The sequence below is a fragment of the Kitasatospora sp. NPDC088351 genome (assembly GCF_040685575.1).
Taxonomy (GTDB): Bacteria; Actinomycetota; Actinomycetes; order Streptomycetales; family Streptomycetaceae; genus Kitasatospora.
The window spans coordinates 76,086-94,324 of sequence record NZ_JBFBIL010000009.1; the positions used below are offsets into that span (position 1 = coordinate 76,086).

Genomic DNA, 18,239 nt, shown 5'->3' on the forward strand with positions numbered 1-18,239 from the left:
ACTACCGCGGGGAATCCCGACAGGAGGTGTCGGGATTCCACGGCAGCATCGGCGGGGTCGGAGCGAGCACGAGGGAAGGAGCAGGGCATGACACAGCCGCTGAAGGGCAGGGTCGCGCTGGTCGCGGGGGCGACGCGGGGGGCGGGGCGGGCGATCGCCGTCCAGCTGGGGGCCGCGGGGGCCACGGTGTACGGGACGGGGCGCAGTGCCGAGGGGCACCGGTCGGAGTACGGGCGGGCGGAGACGCTGGAGGAGACGGCGGAGCTGGTCACGGCGGCCGGCGGGCGGGGGATCGCGGTGCGGGCGGACCACCTGGTGCCGGCCGAGGTGGCGGCGGTGGCCGAGCGGATCGACGCCGAACAGGGCGGGCTGGACATCCTGGTCAACGACATCTGGGGCGGCGAGCAACTGTTCGCCTGGGACCGTCCGGTCTGGGAGCACGACCTCGACAAGGGGCTGCGCCTGCTGCGTCTCGCGGTCGAGACGCACGCCGTCACCAGTCACCACCTGCTGCCGTTGCTGCTGCGCAGGCCCGGCGGGCTGGTGGTGGAGATGACGGACGGCACCGCCGAGTACAACGCGAACCGCTACCGGATGTCGTTCTTCTACGACCTCGCCAAGGCCTCCGTGCTGCGGATGGCGTTCGCACTGGGGCACGAACTCGGCCCGCGCGGGGCGACGGCGGTCGCCCTGACGCCCGGCTGGATGCGCTCGGAGATCATGCTGGAGCACTTCGGCGTCACCGAGGAGACCTGGCGCGAGGCGACCGAGCGGGAGCCGCAGTTCGGCATCTCGGAGTCGCCCGGCTATGTCGGCCGGGCGGTGGTGGCGCTGGCCGCCGACCCGGACGTGGCGCGCTGGAACGGGACGTCCCTCTCCAGCGGCGCCCTGGCCGGGGAATACGGCTTCACCGATCTGGACGGCAGCCGGCCGGACGCCTGGCGCTACCTGGTGGACGCGGAGACGGCGGAAGGGCCGCTGGACCCGGCCGGCTACCGCTGAGCGGAAACGCCGTACAGGGCAGCGGTGCGGGCCGCCGCCTGGGCCAACCGCCTTCGCAGCGGCGGCGGTTCGAGCACCTCGGCCTCCGGTCCGAGCCGCAGCAGCTCGTCGTAGGCGACCTCCAGTGATTCGACGGGGAGCCGGACGGTCACCCAGCCGTGGCCGTCCGGCTCCCCGGCGGTGGCGAGGGCCTGCCGGGCGGGGACGGGCTCCAGCAGCCGGGGGAGCAGCTCGGTGCCCAGCGGGCTCAGCCGTACCGTGACACTCTCCCGCAGCAGGGACCGGGCGAACGCGGCCGCGCTGGCCTCCCAGAACGCCCCGAGGTCGAACTCCTCGTCCCGCTCGAAGCGTTCGGGCAGCGGCTCGGCGCTCTCCAGCCGGTCCACCCGGTACACCCGCGGCTCGGTGGCACCCTCCGGGCGGGCCACCAGGTACCAGGTGCCCGCCTTCAGCACCAGCCCGTACGGCCGCAGCGTCCGCGCCACGGTCTCCGTCCGCTCGGGGGTTTCCGTCCGCTCGGGGGTTTCCGTCCGCTCGGGGGCCCGCCGCCGGTAGCGGGCCCGCAGCAGCCGCTCGCCCCAGACGGCCCGGGAGACCTCGGTGAGCAGCGGGGGAGCCGGCGCGGTGCGGAACCAGCCGGGCGCGTCCAGGTGGAACCGCCGCACCCCGGCGGCCGGCGCCTCGCCGAGTTCGTTCAGCACCTTCAGCCGGGCGGTCAGTGCCGGGTCGGCGAGCCCCATGTCGCCCAGCGGGCCGGGCAGTCCGGCGAGCAGCAGCACCTCGGCCTCGGCCCGGTCCAGCCCGGTCAGCCGGGTGCGGTAGCCGTCCAGCAGCCGGTAGCCGCCGGCCCGCCCGCGCTCCGCGTACACCGGCACCCCGGCCTCGGCGAGCGCCAGCACGTCCCGCTGGACGGTGCGCTCGGACACCTCCAGTTCGGCCGCCAGCTCGGCCCCGGTCATGGTCCGCCGCGCCTGCAGCAGCAACAGCAACGAGATCGCCCGCGCCGCCCGCATCCGCTCCGCCCTTCCCGCCCGGCCGTGGTCCTGCTGCCCGATCCTAGGACGCGCGCCCCACCCCCACTGCACCGATCATGGGTGCCACAGGGCCATCACCCGGCGCGAGCGAAGGAGCACCCATGGCCACCGGCACCGTGAAGTCCTACAACGCCGACCACGGCTACGGCACGATCACCCCCGACGACGAGGGACCCGCGCTGTACGTCTACTTCGACTCGATCCTGGGCGCGCGCGAGGACGGGGGCGCGCGCGGCCTCGCCGTGGGCCAGAAGGTGGAGTACGACCCGACCGAACAGGAGGGCCGGCCGGTCGCGGAGCGCGTCCGGCCGCGGTGAGCCGGCGCCGGGACCGCGTGCCGGGACCGTGTGCCGGGGCCGGGAGCCGGGAGCCTAGGATCGAGGCCCATGGAGATCTCGACCGCCCTCTGGTCCTTCGCCCTCGTCGTGGGGCTGCTCACCCTCACCCCCGGTCTCGACACCGCGCTGATCCTGCGCACCTCCGCGCTCGGCCACCGCCGGCAGGCGTGGGGCGTGGTGCTCGGCATCCAGACCGGCACGCTGATCTGGGGCACCCTCACCTCGGCCGGGGTGACGGCGCTGCTGACCGCCTCCCATCTGGCGTACGAGATCGTCCGCTGGGCCGGGGCCGCGTACCTGGTCTGGATGGGTGTGGGGATGCTGCGCAGCCGGGGCGCCGAGCCGGCGGCGGACGCGGTGGGGCCCGCGGACGGCGGTTTCGGGTACGGCTGGCGGCGCGGCACGCTGACCAATCTGCTGAACCCCAAGGTCGGCGTCTTCTATGTGGCGATGCTGCCGCAGTTCATCCCGGCGGGCGCGCCGCACTTCGCCACCGGTGTGGCGCTGACCTGCGTGCACGTCGTGGAGGGGGTGCTCTGGTCGACGGTCCTGGTGGGCTTCGCCCAGGTGGTGCGCGGCTGGCTGCGCAGGCCCGCCGCGCGCCGGGTGCTGGACCGGGTGACCGGTGCGGTGGTGGTCGGCTTCGGGCTGAAGCTGGCGGTCTCCGAGTAAGGCAGTGTGGCGGGCCGCAGAGCGGGGCAGGGGCGGCGACCGGGCAGCGTCACCCGGGTGGTGGCCAGCGATGGCCGCCCCGGGCCGGTCCGGGCTGCACTGGAGGCGACACGGCCCCGGCCCGGCGGGCCGGAGACAGGAGCGGCCCCATGGCCATCATCGCGACGTTCGAGTTCCCCGGGGTCGGTCTGGCCCAGTACGAGGAGGCCGTGGACCGGCTGACCGGCGGTGCGGGCCTCAACGCGCCGTCCGACTGGCCGGTGCGCGGGCTGGTGCTGCACACGGCGGGCCCGACGCCGGACGGCGGCTGGCTGGTCACCGACGTGTGGGAGTCCCGGGAGGCGTTCGAACACTATGCGGCGGTGCTGATGCCGATCCTCCAGGAGGTCGGCATCCCGGCCGTGCCGCCGCTGCTCTGCCAGGCCTACAACGTGGTGACCTGAGCGCGTTCAGGCCGCGTGCGACCGCGGCTTCCCGGCCTCGGCCCGTCCGTTCGCGCCAGGTCGTGGTGGATCGGCCCGCTGCCGGAGCTCAGCGGCCGGCAGCCGCCGCCGCGGCGGTGGGCGATGATCTCGGCGGCCACCGAGACGGCCGTCTCCTCGGGGGTGCGGGCGCCGAGGTCGAGGCCGATCGGGGAGCGCAGCCGGGCGATCTCGGCGTCGGTGAGGCCGGCCTCGCGCAGCCGGGCCAGCCGGTCGTGGTGGGTGCGGCGCGAGCCCATCGCGCCGACGTAGCCGACCGGCAGCCGCAGGGCGCGTTCCAGCAGCGGGATGTCGAACTTGGCGTCGTGGGTGAGGACGCAGAGCACCGTCCGCCCGTCGATCGCCGCCGCGCCGTCCGGGAGGGCCAGCTGGGAGTCGAGGTAGCGGTGCGGCCAGTCCACGACGACCTGGTCGGCCTCGGCGAAGCGGCGTTCGGTGGCGAAGACCGGGCGGGCGTCGCAGACGGTGACGTGGTAGCCGAGGAACTTGCCGATCCGCACCACGGCGGCGGCGAAGTCGATGGCGCCGAAGACCAGCATGCGGGGCGGGGGAACGCAGGACTCGACGAAGACGGTGACGCTGCCTTGCTCACGGACAGTGGCCGGTTCACGTTCGCCGCAGGGGCGCCCGTCCAGGCCGAGGACGACCCGGCCGGTGCGTCCGGCGTCCAGCATGGCCCGCGCCTCGGCGGTGATCGCGCGCTCCAGCGCGGTGAGGCGGTGCGCGGCGGGGCGCGCGGGGGAGAGGGAGCCGTGGCGGGTGTCGGCGGTGACGGCGAGGGCGGCGCCGACCAGCCCGCCGGGGCCGGCGATCACCCGGGCGAGGGCCACCGGGGTGCCGGCGGCGATGGCCGCGATGCCGGTGTCCAGGGCGGGGTCGGTGCCGGGGGTGACCGGCTGGACGAAGACGTCCAGGACGCCGCCGCAGGTCAGGCCGACCGCGAAGGCGTCCTCGTCGTTGTAGCCGAACCGCTTCAGCACCGGTTCGCCGGAGGCGAGGGCGGCCCGGCACAGCTCGTACACGGCGCCCTCGACGCAGCCGCCGGAGACGCTGCCGACCGCCTCGCCGGCCGCGTCCACGGCGAGGGCCGCCCCCGGGTCGCGCGGCGCGCTGCCGGCGACCCCGACGACGGTGGCCACGGCGAAGGAGCGCCCGGACGCGTGCCAGGCCCGCAGCTGCTCGGCGATGTCCTGCATGTCGGGGAACTCCTCGCGCGACGAAGTCGGGGCGGGCCGGAAGGGCCGCCGTACGGGAAACGATTCCGGCCCGGCGACGGTGCGGCCGGCGCGCGGTTCGTCGGCGACGGCCGAGCCCCCAGGACGGCCGCGGCCCCGGGGACGTTCGGACCGGCCCGCCGGGCTACCGCGCCCCGGGGGCCTCGGTGGTCAGGTGCTCGGGCCGGACCGGGATCCGGTGCAGCGCCAGCCCGGTGGCGTCGCGGATGGCGGCCACGATGGACGGCGTCGCGGAGACGGTCGGGGCCTCGCCCACCCCGCGCAGCCCGTACGGGGCGTGCGGGTCGGGCAGTTCGAGGAGCTCCACCGGCATCGGCGGGGTGTCCAGGATGGTGGGGATCAGGTAGTCGGTGAAGGAGGCGTTGCGCACCTTCCCGTCCTTGACGACGATCTCCTCCATCACGGCCAGGCCGAGCGCCTGGGCGCAGCCGCCCTGGATCTGGCCGACCACCGAGAGCGGGTTGAGCGCCTTGCCGACGTCCTGGACGGCGGTCAGCTCGACCACCTTGACCAGGCCGAGTTCGACGTCCACGTCGACGACCGCGCGGTTGGCGCAGAAGGAGTACTGGAGGTGGCCGGAGCCCTGCCCGGTCTCCTTGTCGAACGGGACGGTCGGGCGGTGGTGGTGCTCGCGGGTGAGGTCGATCGCGTCGTCGCCGAGCAGGTCGACCATGGCCACCAGCGGGCCGGCCGACGCCGAGACCACCGTTCCGGCGCTCAGCGTGAGGTCGTGGTGGGTCCAGCCGTAACGCCGGCGGCCCTTCTCGATCAGCGCCTGCCGGACGGCCTCGGCGGCGAGCTTGACCGCGCCGCCGGTCATGTAGGTCTGCCGGGAGGCGGAGGTCGAACCGGCCGAGCCGACCTCGGTGTTGGCTGGCTGGATGGTCACCTGCTCGACGCCCAGCTCGGTGCGGGCGATCTGGGCGTGCACGGTGACCCCGCCCTGGCCGACCTCCGCCATCGCGGTGTGCACCATGGCGACCGGCTCGCCGCCGATCACCTCCAGCCGCACCCGGGCGGTGGAGTAGTCGTCGAAGCCCTCGGAGAAGCCGACGTTCTTGATGCCGACCGAGTAGCCGACACCGCGCACGATGCCCTCGCCGTGCGAGGTGTTGGACAGCGCGCCCGGGAGCCGCCGGATGTCCGGGCGGTCGGGGTCCAGCGGTGGCGGGAGCGGCATGTCCTTGACGCGGCGCAGGAGTTCGGCGACCGGGGCGGGTGAGTCGATCCGCTGGCCGGTGGGCAGCCGGTCGCCCTCGGCCATCGCGTTCAGCCGCCGCAGCTCGACCGGGTCCATGCCCAGGGCGGCGGCCAGCTTGTCCATCTGCGTCTCGTAGCCGAACGCGGCCTGGACGGCGCCGAAGCCGCGCATCGCCCCGCAGGGCGGGTTGTTGCTGTAGAGCGCGATGGCGTGCATCCGCACGTTCGGGATCACGTACGGGCCGTGGCCGAGCGAGGCCGCGTTGCCGACCACGGCGGGTGAGGAGGAGGCGTACGCACCGCCGTCCAGCACGATCCGGCAGTCGGCGAAGACCAGCCTGCCGTCCCGGGTGGCGCCGTGCTCGTACGTCATCCGGGCCGGGTGGCGGTGGACATGGCCGAAGAAGGACTCGTCGCGGGAGTAGACGATCTTGACCGGCCTGCCGGTGCGCAGCGCCAGCAGACCGGCGTGGATCTGCATCGAGAGGTCCTCGCGACCGCCGAAGGCGCCGCCGACGCCGGCCAGGGTGAGCCGGATCCTCTCCTCCGGCAGGGCCAGCACGGGGGCCATCTGCCGGCGGTCCACGTGCAGCCACTGGGTGGCGATGTAGAGGTCGATGCCGCCGTCCTCGGCGGGCACCGCCAGGCCGGACTCGGGGCCGAGGAAGGCCTGGTCCTGCATGCCGACCTCGTAGCTGCCGCTGACGGTGACGTCCGCCATCGCCCGCACCTCGTCGGTCACCCCGAGGCCGGAGACCAGCCGCTGCTCGTGGCAGATGTTGCCGTGCCCGTGCGACCTGTACTCGTGCGGCTCGTGCACATGGCCGTGGGTCTCCGGGTCGAGGCACTGCTCCTCGGTGGTGATCGGGGTGAGCACCTCGTACTCGACCCTGATCCGCTCCACCGCGCGGCGGGCCGTCTCCGGGTGGTCGGCCGCGACCAGCGCGATCGCCTCGCCGTGGTGGCGGACCTTGTCGATCGCCAGGACCGGCTGGTCCTGGATCTCCAGGCCGTAGTACTTGGAGCCCGGGATGTCCTCGTGGGTGAGCACGGCGTACACCCCGGGCAGCCGCAGCGCCTCGGAGACGTCCACCGAGCGGATGGTGGCGCGGGGGTGCGGCGAGCGCAGGGCCGTACCCCAGAGCATGTCCTCGTGCCACAGGTCGGACGAGTAGGCGAACTCGCCCCTGACCTTCAGCGCGCCGTCCGGGCGCAGCTGCGAGCCGCCGACGCCGTCCCCGCCGGTCTGCCGGATGTCCTGGAGGTTCTTCTGGCCCCGGAGGGTGCGCATGCTCATTCCGCGACCGCCTTGCCGCCCATGCGGGCGGAGGCCAGCCGCACCGCGTCCATGATCTTCCCGTAGCCGGTGCAGCGGCAGAGGTTGCCGGAGAGCGCCTCGCGGATGTCGTCGTCGCCCGGCCGGGCGTCCCTGGCGAGCAGCGCGTCGGTCTGCACCAGCAGGCCGGGGGTGCAGAAGCCGCACTGGACGGCCCCGGCGTCGACGAACGCCTGCTGGACGAGGCCCAGTTCACCGTTCTCGCCGGTCAGGCCCTCGACCGTGCGGACGTCCCGGTCCTGGACCTGGCCGGCCGCGACCAGGCAGGAACAGACCGGCACGCCGTCCAGGTAGACCGTGCAGGAGCCGCACTCGCCCTGCTCGCAGGCGTTCTTCGAGCCCGGCAGGCCCACGCGCTCGCGCAGCACGTACAGCAGGCTCTCGCCCTCCCACACGTCGTCGGCCTCGACCGGCCTGCCGTTGGCGGTGAATGTGACCCTCATGCCGCGCTCCCGATCTGCTTGCCGTAGTCGTTCCACGTCCAGGTGAGGGTGCGCCGGGCCAGCACGGCCAGCGCGTGCCGCCGGTAGTCGGCGGTGCCGCGGACGTCGTCGATCGGTGCGGCGGCGGCCTTCACCAGCTCGCCGAACCGCTGAACCACCCCGGCGCCCAGCGGGCCGCCGGACTCCCAGAGGCCGCGCCCGGCGAGCACGCCCTGGAGGTACTCCTCGGCCTCGACGGCGCGGCGTGGCGTGGGGGCGGCCGAGCCGATCCCGGTGCCGACGGTGCCGCTCCCCGGGTGGAGGGCGAAGCCGAACGCGCAGACCGCGATCACCATGGCGTTGCGGGTGCCGACCTTGGAGAACTGCTGGGGGCCGTCCGCGACCGGGATCCGCACGGCGCGGATCAGCTCGTCCGGCTCCAGCGAGTTGCGCTTCACCCCGACGTAGAACTCGTCGATGGGGATCAACCGGGTGCCGCGCACCGAGGCGGCCTCCACGAGGACGTCCCGGCCGGCCGCCAGCAGCGCGGGGTGCGCGTCACCGGCGGGCGAGGCACCGCCGAGGTTGCCGCCCACGCTGCCGCGGTTGCGGATCTGCGGCGAGCCGACGGTGCGGGCCGCCAGCGCCAGGCCGGGCAGCGGGCCGGACAGCTCGTCGGTGATCCGGCGGTAGGGGACGGCGGCGCCGAGCCGCACGACATCGCCGTCGTTCGACCAGGTGGTGAGCTCGGTGACGCGGTTGAGGTCGAGGAGCGCGGATGGCCGGCGCACGTCGAAGTTCAGCTCGACCATGACGTCCGTACCGCCCGAGAGGGGCAGCGCGGTCGGGTGCCCGGCCTTCGCCGCGAGCGCCTCGTCCCAGGTGGCGGGCCGAAGGAACTCCATACGGGGGTCTCCTCACGTCGTCGGCGCCAGGACGGGTGGGCCCGGTGCCCGCCGCCCGGTGCCCGGATCGCGTGGACCGCCTCGTCGCCTCGGCGCCGGATGCCGGTCACCGGCGTCGTTCCGGCGGCGTGTGGACAGTGAACCGCCGGGACGGGCCCGTCGGCAGTCACCGATGGCATGAAGCCCCGGCTCTGGTCCCGCCCGGCATCCTGTACGTTCCTCTAAGGAGGGGAATCGCGCATCCCAGCCGTGGAGCGGACACCACCGACGACCGTGACCCGGCCGCGGTTCCCGAGCCGCGGGCCCGTGATCCGGGCACCGGCCGGTCCGTCCCCCCGAGCCCGGCCGGTCGGGCAGACTGTGAGCCCGGCCGAGCGCCCGGGCCGCCCTCACCCCCAGCCCGTTAGGAGTCCGCGGATGCGTGTCCGTGACCTGCTCGCCCCCGGTGCCCCGCGTCTGCGCCTGCTCGCGGCCGAGGAGGAGCTGGACCGGCAGGTCGGCGGTGTGATGACCACGGACCTGCACGATCCGGGCCGCTATCTGCACGGCGGCGAGCTGGTGCTCACCGGCATGCTCTGGCGCACCGGCCCGGCGGACTCCGAGCGCTTCGTGCGGACCATCGCGGCCGGCGGCGCGGTCGCCCTGGCGGCCGGCGAGGCCGAGGTCGGGCCCGTCCCCGAGGACCTGATCGAGGCCTGTCGCCGGCACCGGATGCCGCTGCTGGCGGTCCCCGACGACATCGCGTTCGGCACCGTCGCCGAGTTCATCGGCCGCCAGGTCTCCGCCGACCGCGCCGCCGACCTCGCCGCCCTGGTGGACCGTCACCGCCTGCTGGTCTCCGCGGCCGGCGGCGGTGGCCTGGACGCCGTCCTCGACCTGCTCGGCGGCGACCTCGACCTGGACTGCTGGGTGCTCACCCCCACCGGATCGGTGATCGCCGGTCCGGCCGACCGGCTCTCCGCCGACGACCGGGACCAGCTGGTCCGCGCCCACCTCGGCGCCCAGCGCGGGCGCCGTCGCCCCCCGCACCTGGCCCGGCTGCGCACCGGCGCCTACTCGCTGCTGCCCGCGCCCGCCGTTCCCGACACCGGGACGCCGCTCGCCGACTGGCTGCTGGCGGTCGCCGGTGACATCACCGAGTGGACCACCAAGCGCCAGCAGCTCGCCGAGAACCTGGCCGGGCTGGTCGCCGCCGAGCGCCACCGCCGGGACGAGGGCCGCCGGCTGCGCCGCCGCCTCGCCGACGAGGCGCTGACGCTGCTCCAGCGCGACGCCGACCCGGCCGAGATCAGCCGCGCCCTCTACGCCTCCTCGGCGATGGCCGCCCGCTACGAGAGCGCCGAGCCCGGGCGCCGGACGGCGCAGGGTTCCTGGCTGGTGCTCAGCGCCGAGGGGACGGGTCTGCCGGACGGGGCGGTGCGGCCGATCCTGGAGGAAGCCCTCAACGGGACCACCGACCGCGCCCTGGTCGCCGGGGCCGGCGACGACGCGGTGGTGGTGCTGCCGGTCCTCGACAGCCCGGTGCCCGCCGACGCCCTGCGCGAGCTGCTCGCCCCGCTGGAGGCCGGCCTCGGTCCGGAGGGCCGGATCACCCTCGGCGTCTCCGCCCCCGCCTCCGAGGCGGGCGGCCTGCGCGGCGCCCTGGAGGAGGCCCGGCACGCCCGCCGGATCGCCGCCGCCCGGGTGGGCCGGGTCTGCGTCGCCGGTCCGGAGGAGCTGGCCTCGCACGTGCTGCTGCTGGCCGCCGTCCCGGACGAGGTCCGCCGGGCGTTCCGCGGCCGGCTGCTGGACAAGGTGATCGGGTACGACCTCGAGCACCAGGCGGACCTGGTCCGCACCCTGGAGGCGTTCCTGCGCTCGGACGGCTCCTGGACGCGCTGCGCCGCCCAGCTGCACGTCCACGTCAACACCCTGCGCTACCGGATCGGCCGGATCGAGGAGCTGACCGGGCGGGACCTCTCCCGCCTGGAGGACCGGGTGGACTTCTACCTGGCCCTGGAACTGGCCTGAGCCGGTAGGTACCGGCCGGACGGACCGAGGGCCCGCCACGACGCCGGTTTCCGGCGGTCGTGGCGGGCCCTCGGCGCGGTGCTACGGCTGGACCGGGATCACCCCGGTGAGCCACTCGAAGACCCCGGGCACCATGTTCTTCCAGACGTCACTGGAGTGCGGGCCGGTGGTCTCCACCGGCTGGACGGTGGTGGGCGCCTTGGCGACGTCCTTCATCGCGACCGCGCCCTCGTAGCCGTCGCCCTTGTTGCCGCTCATGTAGAGGGCGACCTTCGGGGGCTGGCCGGCGCTCTTGAGGATGTTGACCGGGTTGTTGGCCTCGCGCAGCTTGGCGTCCTTGCCGACCAGGGAGTCCGGCTCGGTGGCCGGGTCGTTGTAGCCGGAGAGGCTGACGCCGGCCCGGTAGCGGTCGGGGTGGGCGACCGCCAGCTTGGTGGCGCAGTGCGCGCCGGCCGAGTACCCGGCGACGGCCCAGCGGTCCGGGGCGGGGTCGGCCCGGAAGTTGTCCAGCACCATCTGCGGTACGTCGCGGGTCAGCCAGGCCTCGGCGTTGACCTTGCCCGGTACGTCGGCGCAGCCGGTGTCGGTGTGGTTGCCGAGCAGCAGGGTGCGCGGCGAGACCAGGATGAACGGCGCCACCTTGCCCTGCTGCATCAGCGGCTTCAGCTGGTCGGAGACCTTCAGCGTGCCGTACCAGGTGGAGGAGGAGCCCGGGTAGCCCGGGATCAGCTCGACGACCGGGAACTTCTTGTCCTTGAAGGCCGGGTCGTTGTACTGCGGCGGCAGCCAGACCAGCACCTCGCCGTCGACCCCGGAGACCTGGCCCTTGAGGTCGGTCTTCTGGACGTCGCCCGGCACCTTCGGGTCGTCCACGCCGTGGAACTGCTGCAGCACCTTGGTCGGTTTGGCGTCGCCCCCGCCCTCCTGGCCGTGGCCGGCGCCCGTGCCGTGCTCGGCCGGCGGGACGGGGGGCACGGCCCGGACGTGGTTGCCGGTGCCGAGCAGGTCGTCCCAGGTGCCGTAGATCAGGTTGGCGTTGTTGACCATGACGAAGACCATCGTCACGGCGGTGATCTGGCAGAAGACGATCATGGCAAGTCTGGACAGGATCCGCACCGGTCGAGGTCCGCGGACCTTGCCCCAGAGCAGCATCGCCACCGCGATGGAGATCGGCACGAGGATCACCGTGCAGACGAAGAATGGCGTACCTGTCAGTTGCATCAAGTTCTCGTATCCGGGTTTCAAGCCGCTCCGGGCCCCACTCGCCCGGAACGCGCTCCAATGGCATCAGACGGTGGGGAACGGGAGATCGGTTGCCGTTCAAATCTGTGCGGAACCTGAGAGGAACATCACGTTTCCGGGATGTTCCGTTTTCGGGCCGGACCTAGTCTGCCACCCAATCGGCCCTGTCCTGGACGGCGTTGCCAGCCAACTCCCAGGATCGCCACTCAGCAGGGCACGATACCGCGCGTACGGACCCGGCCGGCGGGCGAGGCGGTGCAATACCGCGCGCGCCGGGAAGCGAGACTATGGGGATGAGCAATACCCGCTTTCGTCCTTACCGCCGGTTCTGGCCCGCCTGCGCCGCCCTGGCACTGGTGGTCGCCGTGGCCGGTTGCAGCAGTACCGGAGGCAGACGCGCCGAGCAGGCCCGCGCCAAGGCCGCGGCCGGCGCCGGCAGCGCTGTCACCACCCCGCGCTGGAAGGTCGCCATGGTGACCCACGCGGGCGCCGGCGACGCGTTCTGGGACACCGTGCGCAAGGGCGCCGAGCAGGCCGCGGCCAAGGACAACATCACCTTCCTGTACTCCAACGACGCGCAGACCCAGAACCAGGTCCAGCTCGTCCAGGCCGCCATCGACCAGAAGGTCGACGGCCTGCTGGTCACCCTCGCCAAGGGCGACGCGCTCGGCGACGTCCTCGGCAAGGCCAAGGCAGCCGGCATCCCGGTGATCACCATCAACTCCGGCCAGGAGTACTCGGCCAGGTTCGGCGCGCTCACCCACATCGGCCAGGACGAGTCCACCGCCGGCCAGGCCGCCGGCACCGAGCTGGCCGCGCGCGGCCGCAGGAACGTCCTCTGCGTCATCCACGAGCAGGGCAACGTGGGCCAGGAGCAGCGCTGCGCCGGAGCCCGGAGCACGGCCGGCGGCCCCTTCCAGGTGCTCTACGTGGACGGCGTCAACATGCCCGACGCCCGCGCCGCCGTCTCCGCCCGGCTCCAGGCCGACCCGGCCATCGACACCGTGCTCACCCTCTCCGCGCCGATGGCCGCCACCGGCCTCCAGGCCATCCAGGACGCCCGCCGCGACGTCGAACTCGACACCTTCGACCTGGGCGCCCAGGTGGTGGCCGGCCTCAAGTCCGGCAGCGTCGGCTTCGCCGTCGACCAGCAGCCCTACCTCCAGGGCTACGAGGGCGTCGACCTGCTCTGGCTGTACCGCTCCAACCTGGACGCGCTCGGCGGCGGCAAGCCCGTCCTGACCGGCCCGCAGATCCTCACCCGGGACGACGCCGACGCGCTCGCCGAGTACGTCGCGAGGGGGACCAGGTGAGCACCGACCTCCTCGCCCAGGACCGCCCGGCGGCACTGCGCCGGCTCTTCGCCCGGCCCGAGTTCGGCTCGCTGATCGCCGCCGCCGCGGTGTTCCTGGTCTTCGCCGCCGTCGCCGAGCCGTTCCTGCGGGTCTCCTCGCTGGGCACGGTGCTGTACGCGGCCTCCACCATCGGGATCATGGCGGTGCCGGTCTCGCTGCTGATGATCGGCGGCGAGTTCGACCTCTCGGCCGGGGTGCTGGTCACCACCGCGGCCCTGACCTCGTCGATGGTCTCCTACCAGCTCACCGCCGTGACCTGGGTCGGTGTGCTGGTCTCGCTGCTGGTCGCGCTGGCCGTCGGCGGCTTCAACGGCTGGATGCTCAGCCGGACGAAGCTGCCCAGCTTCATCGTCACCCTCGGCACGTTCCTGATGCTGACCGGTGCCAACCTCGGCGTCACCAAGCTGGTCTCCGGCACCGTCTCCACCAAGCCGATCTCCGACATGCGGGGCTTCGCCTCCTGCCGCTGGCTGTTCGCCTCCGAGGTCACCGTCGGCGGGCTGACGATCAAGGCCACCGTCTGGTGGTGGCTCGGCCTGCTGCTGGTCGGCAGCTGGGTGCTGCTGCGGACCCGCTTCGGCAACTGGATCTTCGCGGTCGGCGGCGACGCGGACGCGGCCCGCGCGGTCGGCGTGCCCGTCGCCCGGACCAAGACCCTGCTCTACCTCGGCGTCGGCTTCGGCGCCTGGGTGCTCGGCCAGCACCTGCTGTTCTCCTTCGACACCGTGCAGTCCGGCGAGGGCGTCGGCAACGAGCTGATCTACATCGTCGCGGCGGTCATCGGCGGCTGCCTGATCACCGGCGGCTACGGCTCGGTGGCCGGCTCCGCGCTCGGCGCGCTGATCTTCGGCATGGCCAGCAAGGGGATCATCTACGCCCAGTGGAACCCGGACTGGTTCAAGTTCTTCCTGGGCGCGATGCTGCTGCTCGCCGCCCTGCTGAACTCCTGGGTCAAGCGCCGGGCCGAACGGGGGCCGCGATGAGCGACAGCACGAACCACGGGACGAACGAACTGCTCGCCCTGGACGGCGTCGGCAAGACGTACGGCACGGTCCGGGCGCTCCAGGACGTCTCGCTCACCCTGCGGGCCGGCGAGATCAGCTGCGTGCTCGGCGACAACGGCGCCGGGAAGTCCACCCTGATCAAGATCATCGCAGGGCTGCACCAGCACGACGAGGGCGTCTACACCGTCGGCGGCGAGGAGGTCCGCCTGGCCTCCCCGCGCCAGGCCCTGGACCGCGGCATCGCCACCGTCTACCAGGACCTCGCGGTGGTGCCGCTGATGCCGGTCTGGCGCAACTTCTTCCTCGGCTCCGAACAGGGCACCAAGCGCTGGGGCCGGTTCGGCCCGCTGCGCCTGGACGCCGACGGGATGCGCGCCACCACCCGCGAGGCGCTCGCCCGGATGGGCATCGACCTGTACGACGTGGACCGCCCGATCGGCACCCTCTCCGGCGGTCAGCGGCAGTGCGTGGCGATCGCCCGGGCCGTCCACTTCGGCGCCAGGGTGCTGATCCTGGACGAGCCGACGGCCGCGCTCGGCGTCAAGCAGTCCGGGGTGGTGCTCAAGTACGTCGACGCCGCCCGCGACGCCGGGCTCGGAGTCGTCCTGATCACCCACAACCCGCACCACGCCTACCTGGTCGGCGACCACTTCACCCTGCTCAAGCGGGGGCGGATGGCCGGCAGCCACCCCCGGGCGGAGATCAGCCTCGAACAGCTCACCACCGAGATGGCGGGCGGCTCCGACCTCGCCGAGCTCTCGCACGAGCTCGGCCGCAGTGAGCCCCGCCCGGACTCCCGCCCCGGTTCCCCTCCCAGCTCCCCGTCCGACCCCGACCCCGATTCCCGTGAGGAGCGTCCGCAGCCGTGACCAGCCCCAACGGCCCCACCCGGCCGGCCGTCCTGCCCACCCTGCTCGGCCTCGGACCGCGCGCCGAGCGCCGCCGCCGGGCCCTGCCCGCCAGCATCCTGCGGCTGCCCACCATCGGCGTCGACATCGGCGGCACCAAGGTGGTCGCGGGCGTGGTGGACGGCGAGGGCACGATCCTGGAGAAGCTGCGCACCGACACCCCGCACCGGAGCAAGAGCCCCCGGGTGGTCGAGGACGTCATCGTCGAGCTGGTGCTCCAGCTCGCCGACCGGCACGACGTCCACGCGGTCGGGATCGGCGCGGCCGGCTGGGTGGACGCCGACCGCTCCAAGGTGCTCTTCGCCCCGCACCTGAACTGGCGCAACGAGCCGCTCCAGCAGGCGCTCAGCGAGCGGCTGCGGTTCCCGGTGATCGTCGAGAACGACGCCAACGCCGCCGCCTGGGCCGAGTGGCGGTTCGGCGCCGGGCGCGGCGAGGACCACATGGTGATGCTCACCCTCGGCACCGGCATCGGCGGCGCGGTCGTCCGCGACGGCTACGTGGACCGGGGCAAGTACGGGCTGGCGGGGGAGTTCGGGCACATGCAGGTGGTGCCCGGCGGCCACCGCTGCCCGTGCGGCAACCGGGGCTGCTGGGAGCAGTACTCCTCCGGCAACGCGCTGGTGCGCGACGCGCGCGAGCTGGTCGCCGAGGAGTCGCCGGTGGTGCAGCCGCTGCTGGCCAGGGCCGGCGGCACCGTCGAGGGCATCACCGGCCCGCTGGTCACCGAGGCGGCCCGGGCCGGCGACCCGACCGCCACCGAGCTGCTGTACGAGGTCGGCACCTGGCTCGGCATCGGCATCGCCAACCTGGCCGCCGCCCTCGACCCGGGCCGCTTCGTGATCGGCGGCGGTGTCTCCGAGGCCGGCGACCTGCTGATCGGCCCGGCCCGGGACACCTTCCGCCGGACCCTCACCGGCCGCGGCTTCCGCCCCGAGGCCACCATCGTGCACGCCGCCCTCGGCAACGAGGCCGGTCTGGTCGGCGCCGCCGACCTGGCCCGCCAGGTGGCCCGCCGTTTCCGCACCATCAAGCGCCGCCGGGTGGAGCGCAGCGTGCTGTAGCTCCCGCCACGGGCGCCGCGGGCCACGGGCCGTGCGGAACGTCAACTACCCGTTGGTAGTCACGAGGCCCTGTTGTCCGGGCCATGCCTCCTGTGAAACAACGGAGTTGACGCCCACTCAGGAGGCCCCGGATGAGAGCTCTGGCCCGTATCGCCCCGCCGCTCCTGCTCGCCACCGCCCTGGTCTGGTCCACCGTCGGACCGGCCGGGGCGGCGGCGCCACCGCCCAAGGTGCCCGAGGCGGTGGGCTGGGGCGGGGCGGTGGCCAGCGTGGACGCCGACGCCACGGCGGCCGGCATCGAGGTGCTGCGCAAGGGCGGCAACGCGGTGGACGCCGCCGTCGCCGTCGCGGCCGCGCTCGGGGTCACCGAGCCGTACTCGGCCGGCATCGGCGGGGGCGGCTACTTCGTCTACTACGACCACGACAGCGGCCGGGTCTCCACCATCGACGGCCGCGAGGTCGCCTCCCGGACCGCCGACGAGTCGCTCTTCCTGGAGGACGGCCGGCCGCTGGCCTTCGCCGACGCCGTCACCAGTGGCCTCTCGGTCGGCGTGCCCGGCACCCCCGCGACCTGGGAGACGGCCGTCCGGGAGTGGGGCCGGCACTCGCTGGGCGACGCGCTGGCGCCCGCCCGGCGGATCGCCGAGCAGGGCTTCACCGTCGACCAGACCTTCCAGGACCAGACCGCGCTCAACCAGGACCGGTTCAAGGACTTCCCCGCCACCGCGGAGCTCTTCCTGCCCGGCGGCAGACTCCCCGCCGTCGGCTCCACCCTGCGCAACCCCGATCTCGCCGCCACCTACGGCCAGTTGGCCAAGGAGGGCACCAAGGCGCTCTACCAGGGCGACCTCGGTGCCGACATCGTCCGGGCCGTCCAGCACCCCCCGGTGGACCCGGCCTCCGGGCGCAACGCCCGCCCCGGCAGGGTGGACGCCACCGACCTGGCCGACTACCAGGTCCGCCGCCAGCAGCCCACCCACGTCGCCTACCGCGACTACGACGTCTACTCCATCGCCCCGTCCAGCTCCGGCGGCACCACCGTCGGCGAGGCGCTGGGCATCCTGGAGGACGGCGAGCTGTCCCGGCTGAGCGCCACGCAGTACTACCACCACTTCCTGGACGCCTCCCGGATCGCCTTCGCCGACCGCAACCGCTGGGTCGGCGACCCGCGCTTCTCGTCCGTGCCCACCAGGGAACTGCTCTCCGAGCGGTACGCCGCCTCCCGGGCCTGCCTGATCAGCCCCGACCGGGCGCTCACCAGCCCGCTCGCCCCCGGCGACCCGCGCCACCCGGCCGACTGCGCCTCGTACGGCCCGGCGGTGGCCGAGCCGTACGAGGGGCTGAGCACCACCCACCTGAGCGTCGCCGACCGCTGGGGCAACGTCGTCTCGTACACCCTCACCCTGGAGCAGACCGGCGGCAGCGGCATCACCGTCCCCGGCCGCGGCTTCCTGCTCAACAACGAGCTGACCGACTTCGACTTCACCCCGCTCACCCCCGGGGTGCCCGACCCCAACCTGCCCGGGCCCGGCAAGCGGCCGCGCTCCTCGATCTCGCCGACCATCGTGCTGCGCGACGGCGAGCCGCTCCTCGCGGCCGGCTCGCCCGGCGGCGCGACCATCGTCACCACCACGCTCCAGGTGCTGCTCGGCCGGCTCGACCGCGGCCTGAGCCTGGAGCAGGCGATCGCCGCGCCGCGCGCCAGCCAGCGCAACACGGCCGCCACCCAGGCCGAACCGGCCTTCCTCGCGCTGCCCGAGCGGGCCCGGCTGGAGGCGCTCGGGCACGTGTTCAGCGGCACCCCGGAGATCGGCGCCGCGACCGGCGTCGAGCGCCTGCCGGACGGCCGCTGGGTGGCGGCCGTCGAACCGGTGCGCCGGGGCGGCGGCGCGGCGGCGGTGGTCCGGCCCGCGCCCTGAGCCCGGCCGCCGGATCCCTTGGGCAGGCCCGGTCTGTCAGTGGGCGGCGGTAGATTCGGGGTGGGCGTCCGGCTGGGCGCCCACCCCTCGTCCGTACGACCGGGAAGGCCG

The 18,239-nt window shown here is 74.1% G+C and carries 16 protein-coding genes; 10 read left to right on the forward strand and 6 right to left on the reverse strand.

Annotated elements, in window-relative coordinates:
* Window positions 1–87: 87 nt before the first annotated feature.
* Window positions 88–1,002 (forward strand): SDR family oxidoreductase, encoded by a 915-nt coding sequence (locus AB0P06_RS09805; protein ID WP_363606445.1) that lies wholly within the window; start codon window positions 88–90, stop codon window positions 1,000–1,002.
* Here the strand turns inward: AB0P06_RS09805 and AB0P06_RS09810 are convergent.
* Window positions 993–2,015 carry a WYL domain-containing protein gene (locus tag AB0P06_RS09810; RefSeq protein WP_363606446.1) on the reverse strand — a complete coding sequence of 341 codons (1,023 nt, stop codon included), beginning with the start codon at window positions 2,013–2,015 and terminating at the stop codon, window positions 993–995. The genes AB0P06_RS09805 and AB0P06_RS09810 overlap by 10 nt on opposite strands.
* 122 nt (window positions 2,016–2,137) lie before the next feature.
* Between AB0P06_RS09810 and AB0P06_RS09815 the strand changes: the two genes are divergently transcribed.
* The 3 genes from AB0P06_RS09815 to AB0P06_RS09825 all read left to right on the forward strand — a co-directional run bounded on the left by AB0P06_RS09815 (window position 2,138) and on the right by AB0P06_RS09825 (window position 3,489).
* Complete coding sequence (locus tag AB0P06_RS09815; protein ID WP_363606447.1) at window positions 2,138–2,353, forward strand: cold shock domain-containing protein; 216 nt, start codon at window positions 2,138–2,140, stop codon at window positions 2,351–2,353.
* A 69-nt stretch (window positions 2,354–2,422) separates the two neighbouring features.
* Window positions 2,423–3,046, forward strand: coding sequence for a LysE family translocator (locus AB0P06_RS09820; RefSeq protein WP_363606448.1), 624 nt, complete (start codon window positions 2,423–2,425; stop codon window positions 3,044–3,046).
* Window positions 3,047–3,195: 149 nt separating this feature from the next.
* A complete protein-coding gene (locus tag AB0P06_RS09825) occupies window positions 3,196–3,489 on the forward strand; it encodes a hypothetical protein (RefSeq protein ID WP_363606450.1) in 294 nt (97 codons plus the stop codon).
* On the opposite strand, the gene AB0P06_RS09830 is transcribed toward AB0P06_RS09825, so the two are convergent.
* The 4 genes from AB0P06_RS09830 to AB0P06_RS09845 all read right to left on the reverse strand — a co-directional run bounded on the left by AB0P06_RS09830 (window position 3,471) and on the right by AB0P06_RS09845 (window position 8,626).
* Complete coding sequence (locus tag AB0P06_RS09830; RefSeq protein ID WP_363606451.1) at window positions 3,471–4,724, reverse strand: XdhC/CoxI family protein; 1,254 nt, start codon at window positions 4,722–4,724, stop codon at window positions 3,471–3,473. The two genes, AB0P06_RS09825 and AB0P06_RS09830, sit on opposite strands and share 19 nt — an antisense overlap.
* A 163-nt stretch (window positions 4,725–4,887) precedes the next feature.
* Complete coding sequence (gene pucD, locus AB0P06_RS09835) at window positions 4,888–7,254, reverse strand: xanthine dehydrogenase subunit D (RefSeq protein WP_363606587.1); 2,367 nt, start codon at window positions 7,252–7,254, stop codon at window positions 4,888–4,890.
* Window positions 7,255–7,256: 2 nt separating this feature from the next.
* A complete protein-coding gene (locus AB0P06_RS09840; protein ID WP_363606452.1) occupies window positions 7,257–7,742 on the reverse strand; it encodes a (2Fe-2S)-binding protein in 486 nt (161 codons plus the stop codon).
* Window positions 7,739–8,626, reverse strand: coding sequence for an FAD binding domain-containing protein (locus AB0P06_RS09845; RefSeq protein WP_363606453.1), 888 nt, complete (start codon window positions 8,624–8,626; stop codon window positions 7,739–7,741). Before AB0P06_RS09845 ends, AB0P06_RS09840 begins: the two co-directional genes overlap by 4 nt.
* Before the next feature lie 417 nt (window positions 8,627–9,043).
* Here AB0P06_RS09845 and AB0P06_RS09850 point away from each other — a divergent pair, with 417 nt between their 5' ends.
* Window positions 9,044–10,636, forward strand: coding sequence for a PucR family transcriptional regulator (locus AB0P06_RS09850; protein WP_363606454.1), 1,593 nt, complete (start codon window positions 9,044–9,046; stop codon window positions 10,634–10,636).
* A gap of 81 nt (window positions 10,637–10,717) precedes the next feature.
* Here the strand turns inward: AB0P06_RS09850 and AB0P06_RS09855 are convergent, their stop codons facing one another.
* Window positions 10,718–11,857, reverse strand: coding sequence for an alpha/beta hydrolase-fold protein (locus tag AB0P06_RS09855; protein ID WP_363606456.1), 1,140 nt, complete (start codon window positions 11,855–11,857; stop codon window positions 10,718–10,720).
* Window positions 11,858–12,171: 314 nt separating this feature from the next.
* Here AB0P06_RS09855 and AB0P06_RS09860 point away from each other — a divergent pair, with 314 nt between their 5' ends.
* The 5 genes from AB0P06_RS09860 (at window position 12,172) to ggt (ending at window position 18,128) form a co-directional block, all read left to right on the forward strand.
* Window positions 12,172–13,191 carry a substrate-binding domain-containing protein gene (locus tag AB0P06_RS09860; RefSeq protein ID WP_363606458.1) on the forward strand — a complete coding sequence of 340 codons (1,020 nt, stop codon included), beginning with the start codon at window positions 12,172–12,174 and terminating at the stop codon, window positions 13,189–13,191.
* Entirely contained in the window at window positions 13,188–14,216 is a 1,029-nt protein-coding gene (locus tag AB0P06_RS09865) for an ABC transporter permease (protein ID WP_363606459.1), read from the forward strand. The genes AB0P06_RS09860 and AB0P06_RS09865 overlap by 4 nt, the downstream gene beginning before the upstream one ends.
* On the forward strand, window positions 14,213–15,106 hold the full coding sequence (locus tag AB0P06_RS09870; RefSeq protein ID WP_363606460.1) for an ATP-binding cassette domain-containing protein: 894 nt from the start codon (window positions 14,213–14,215) through the stop codon (window positions 15,104–15,106). Before AB0P06_RS09865 ends, AB0P06_RS09870 begins: the two co-directional genes overlap by 4 nt.
* A gap of 41 nt (window positions 15,107–15,147) precedes the next feature.
* Window positions 15,148–16,209 carry an ROK family glucokinase gene (locus tag AB0P06_RS09875; RefSeq protein WP_363606588.1) on the forward strand — a complete coding sequence of 354 codons (1,062 nt, stop codon included), beginning with the start codon at window positions 15,148–15,150 and terminating at the stop codon, window positions 16,207–16,209.
* A 131-nt stretch (window positions 16,210–16,340) separates the two neighbouring features.
* Window positions 16,341–18,128, forward strand: a complete 1,788-nt coding sequence (gene ggt, locus AB0P06_RS09880) for a gamma-glutamyltransferase (protein WP_363606461.1) — start codon at window positions 16,341–16,343, stop codon at window positions 18,126–18,128.
* Window positions 18,129–18,239 lie beyond the last annotated feature (111 nt).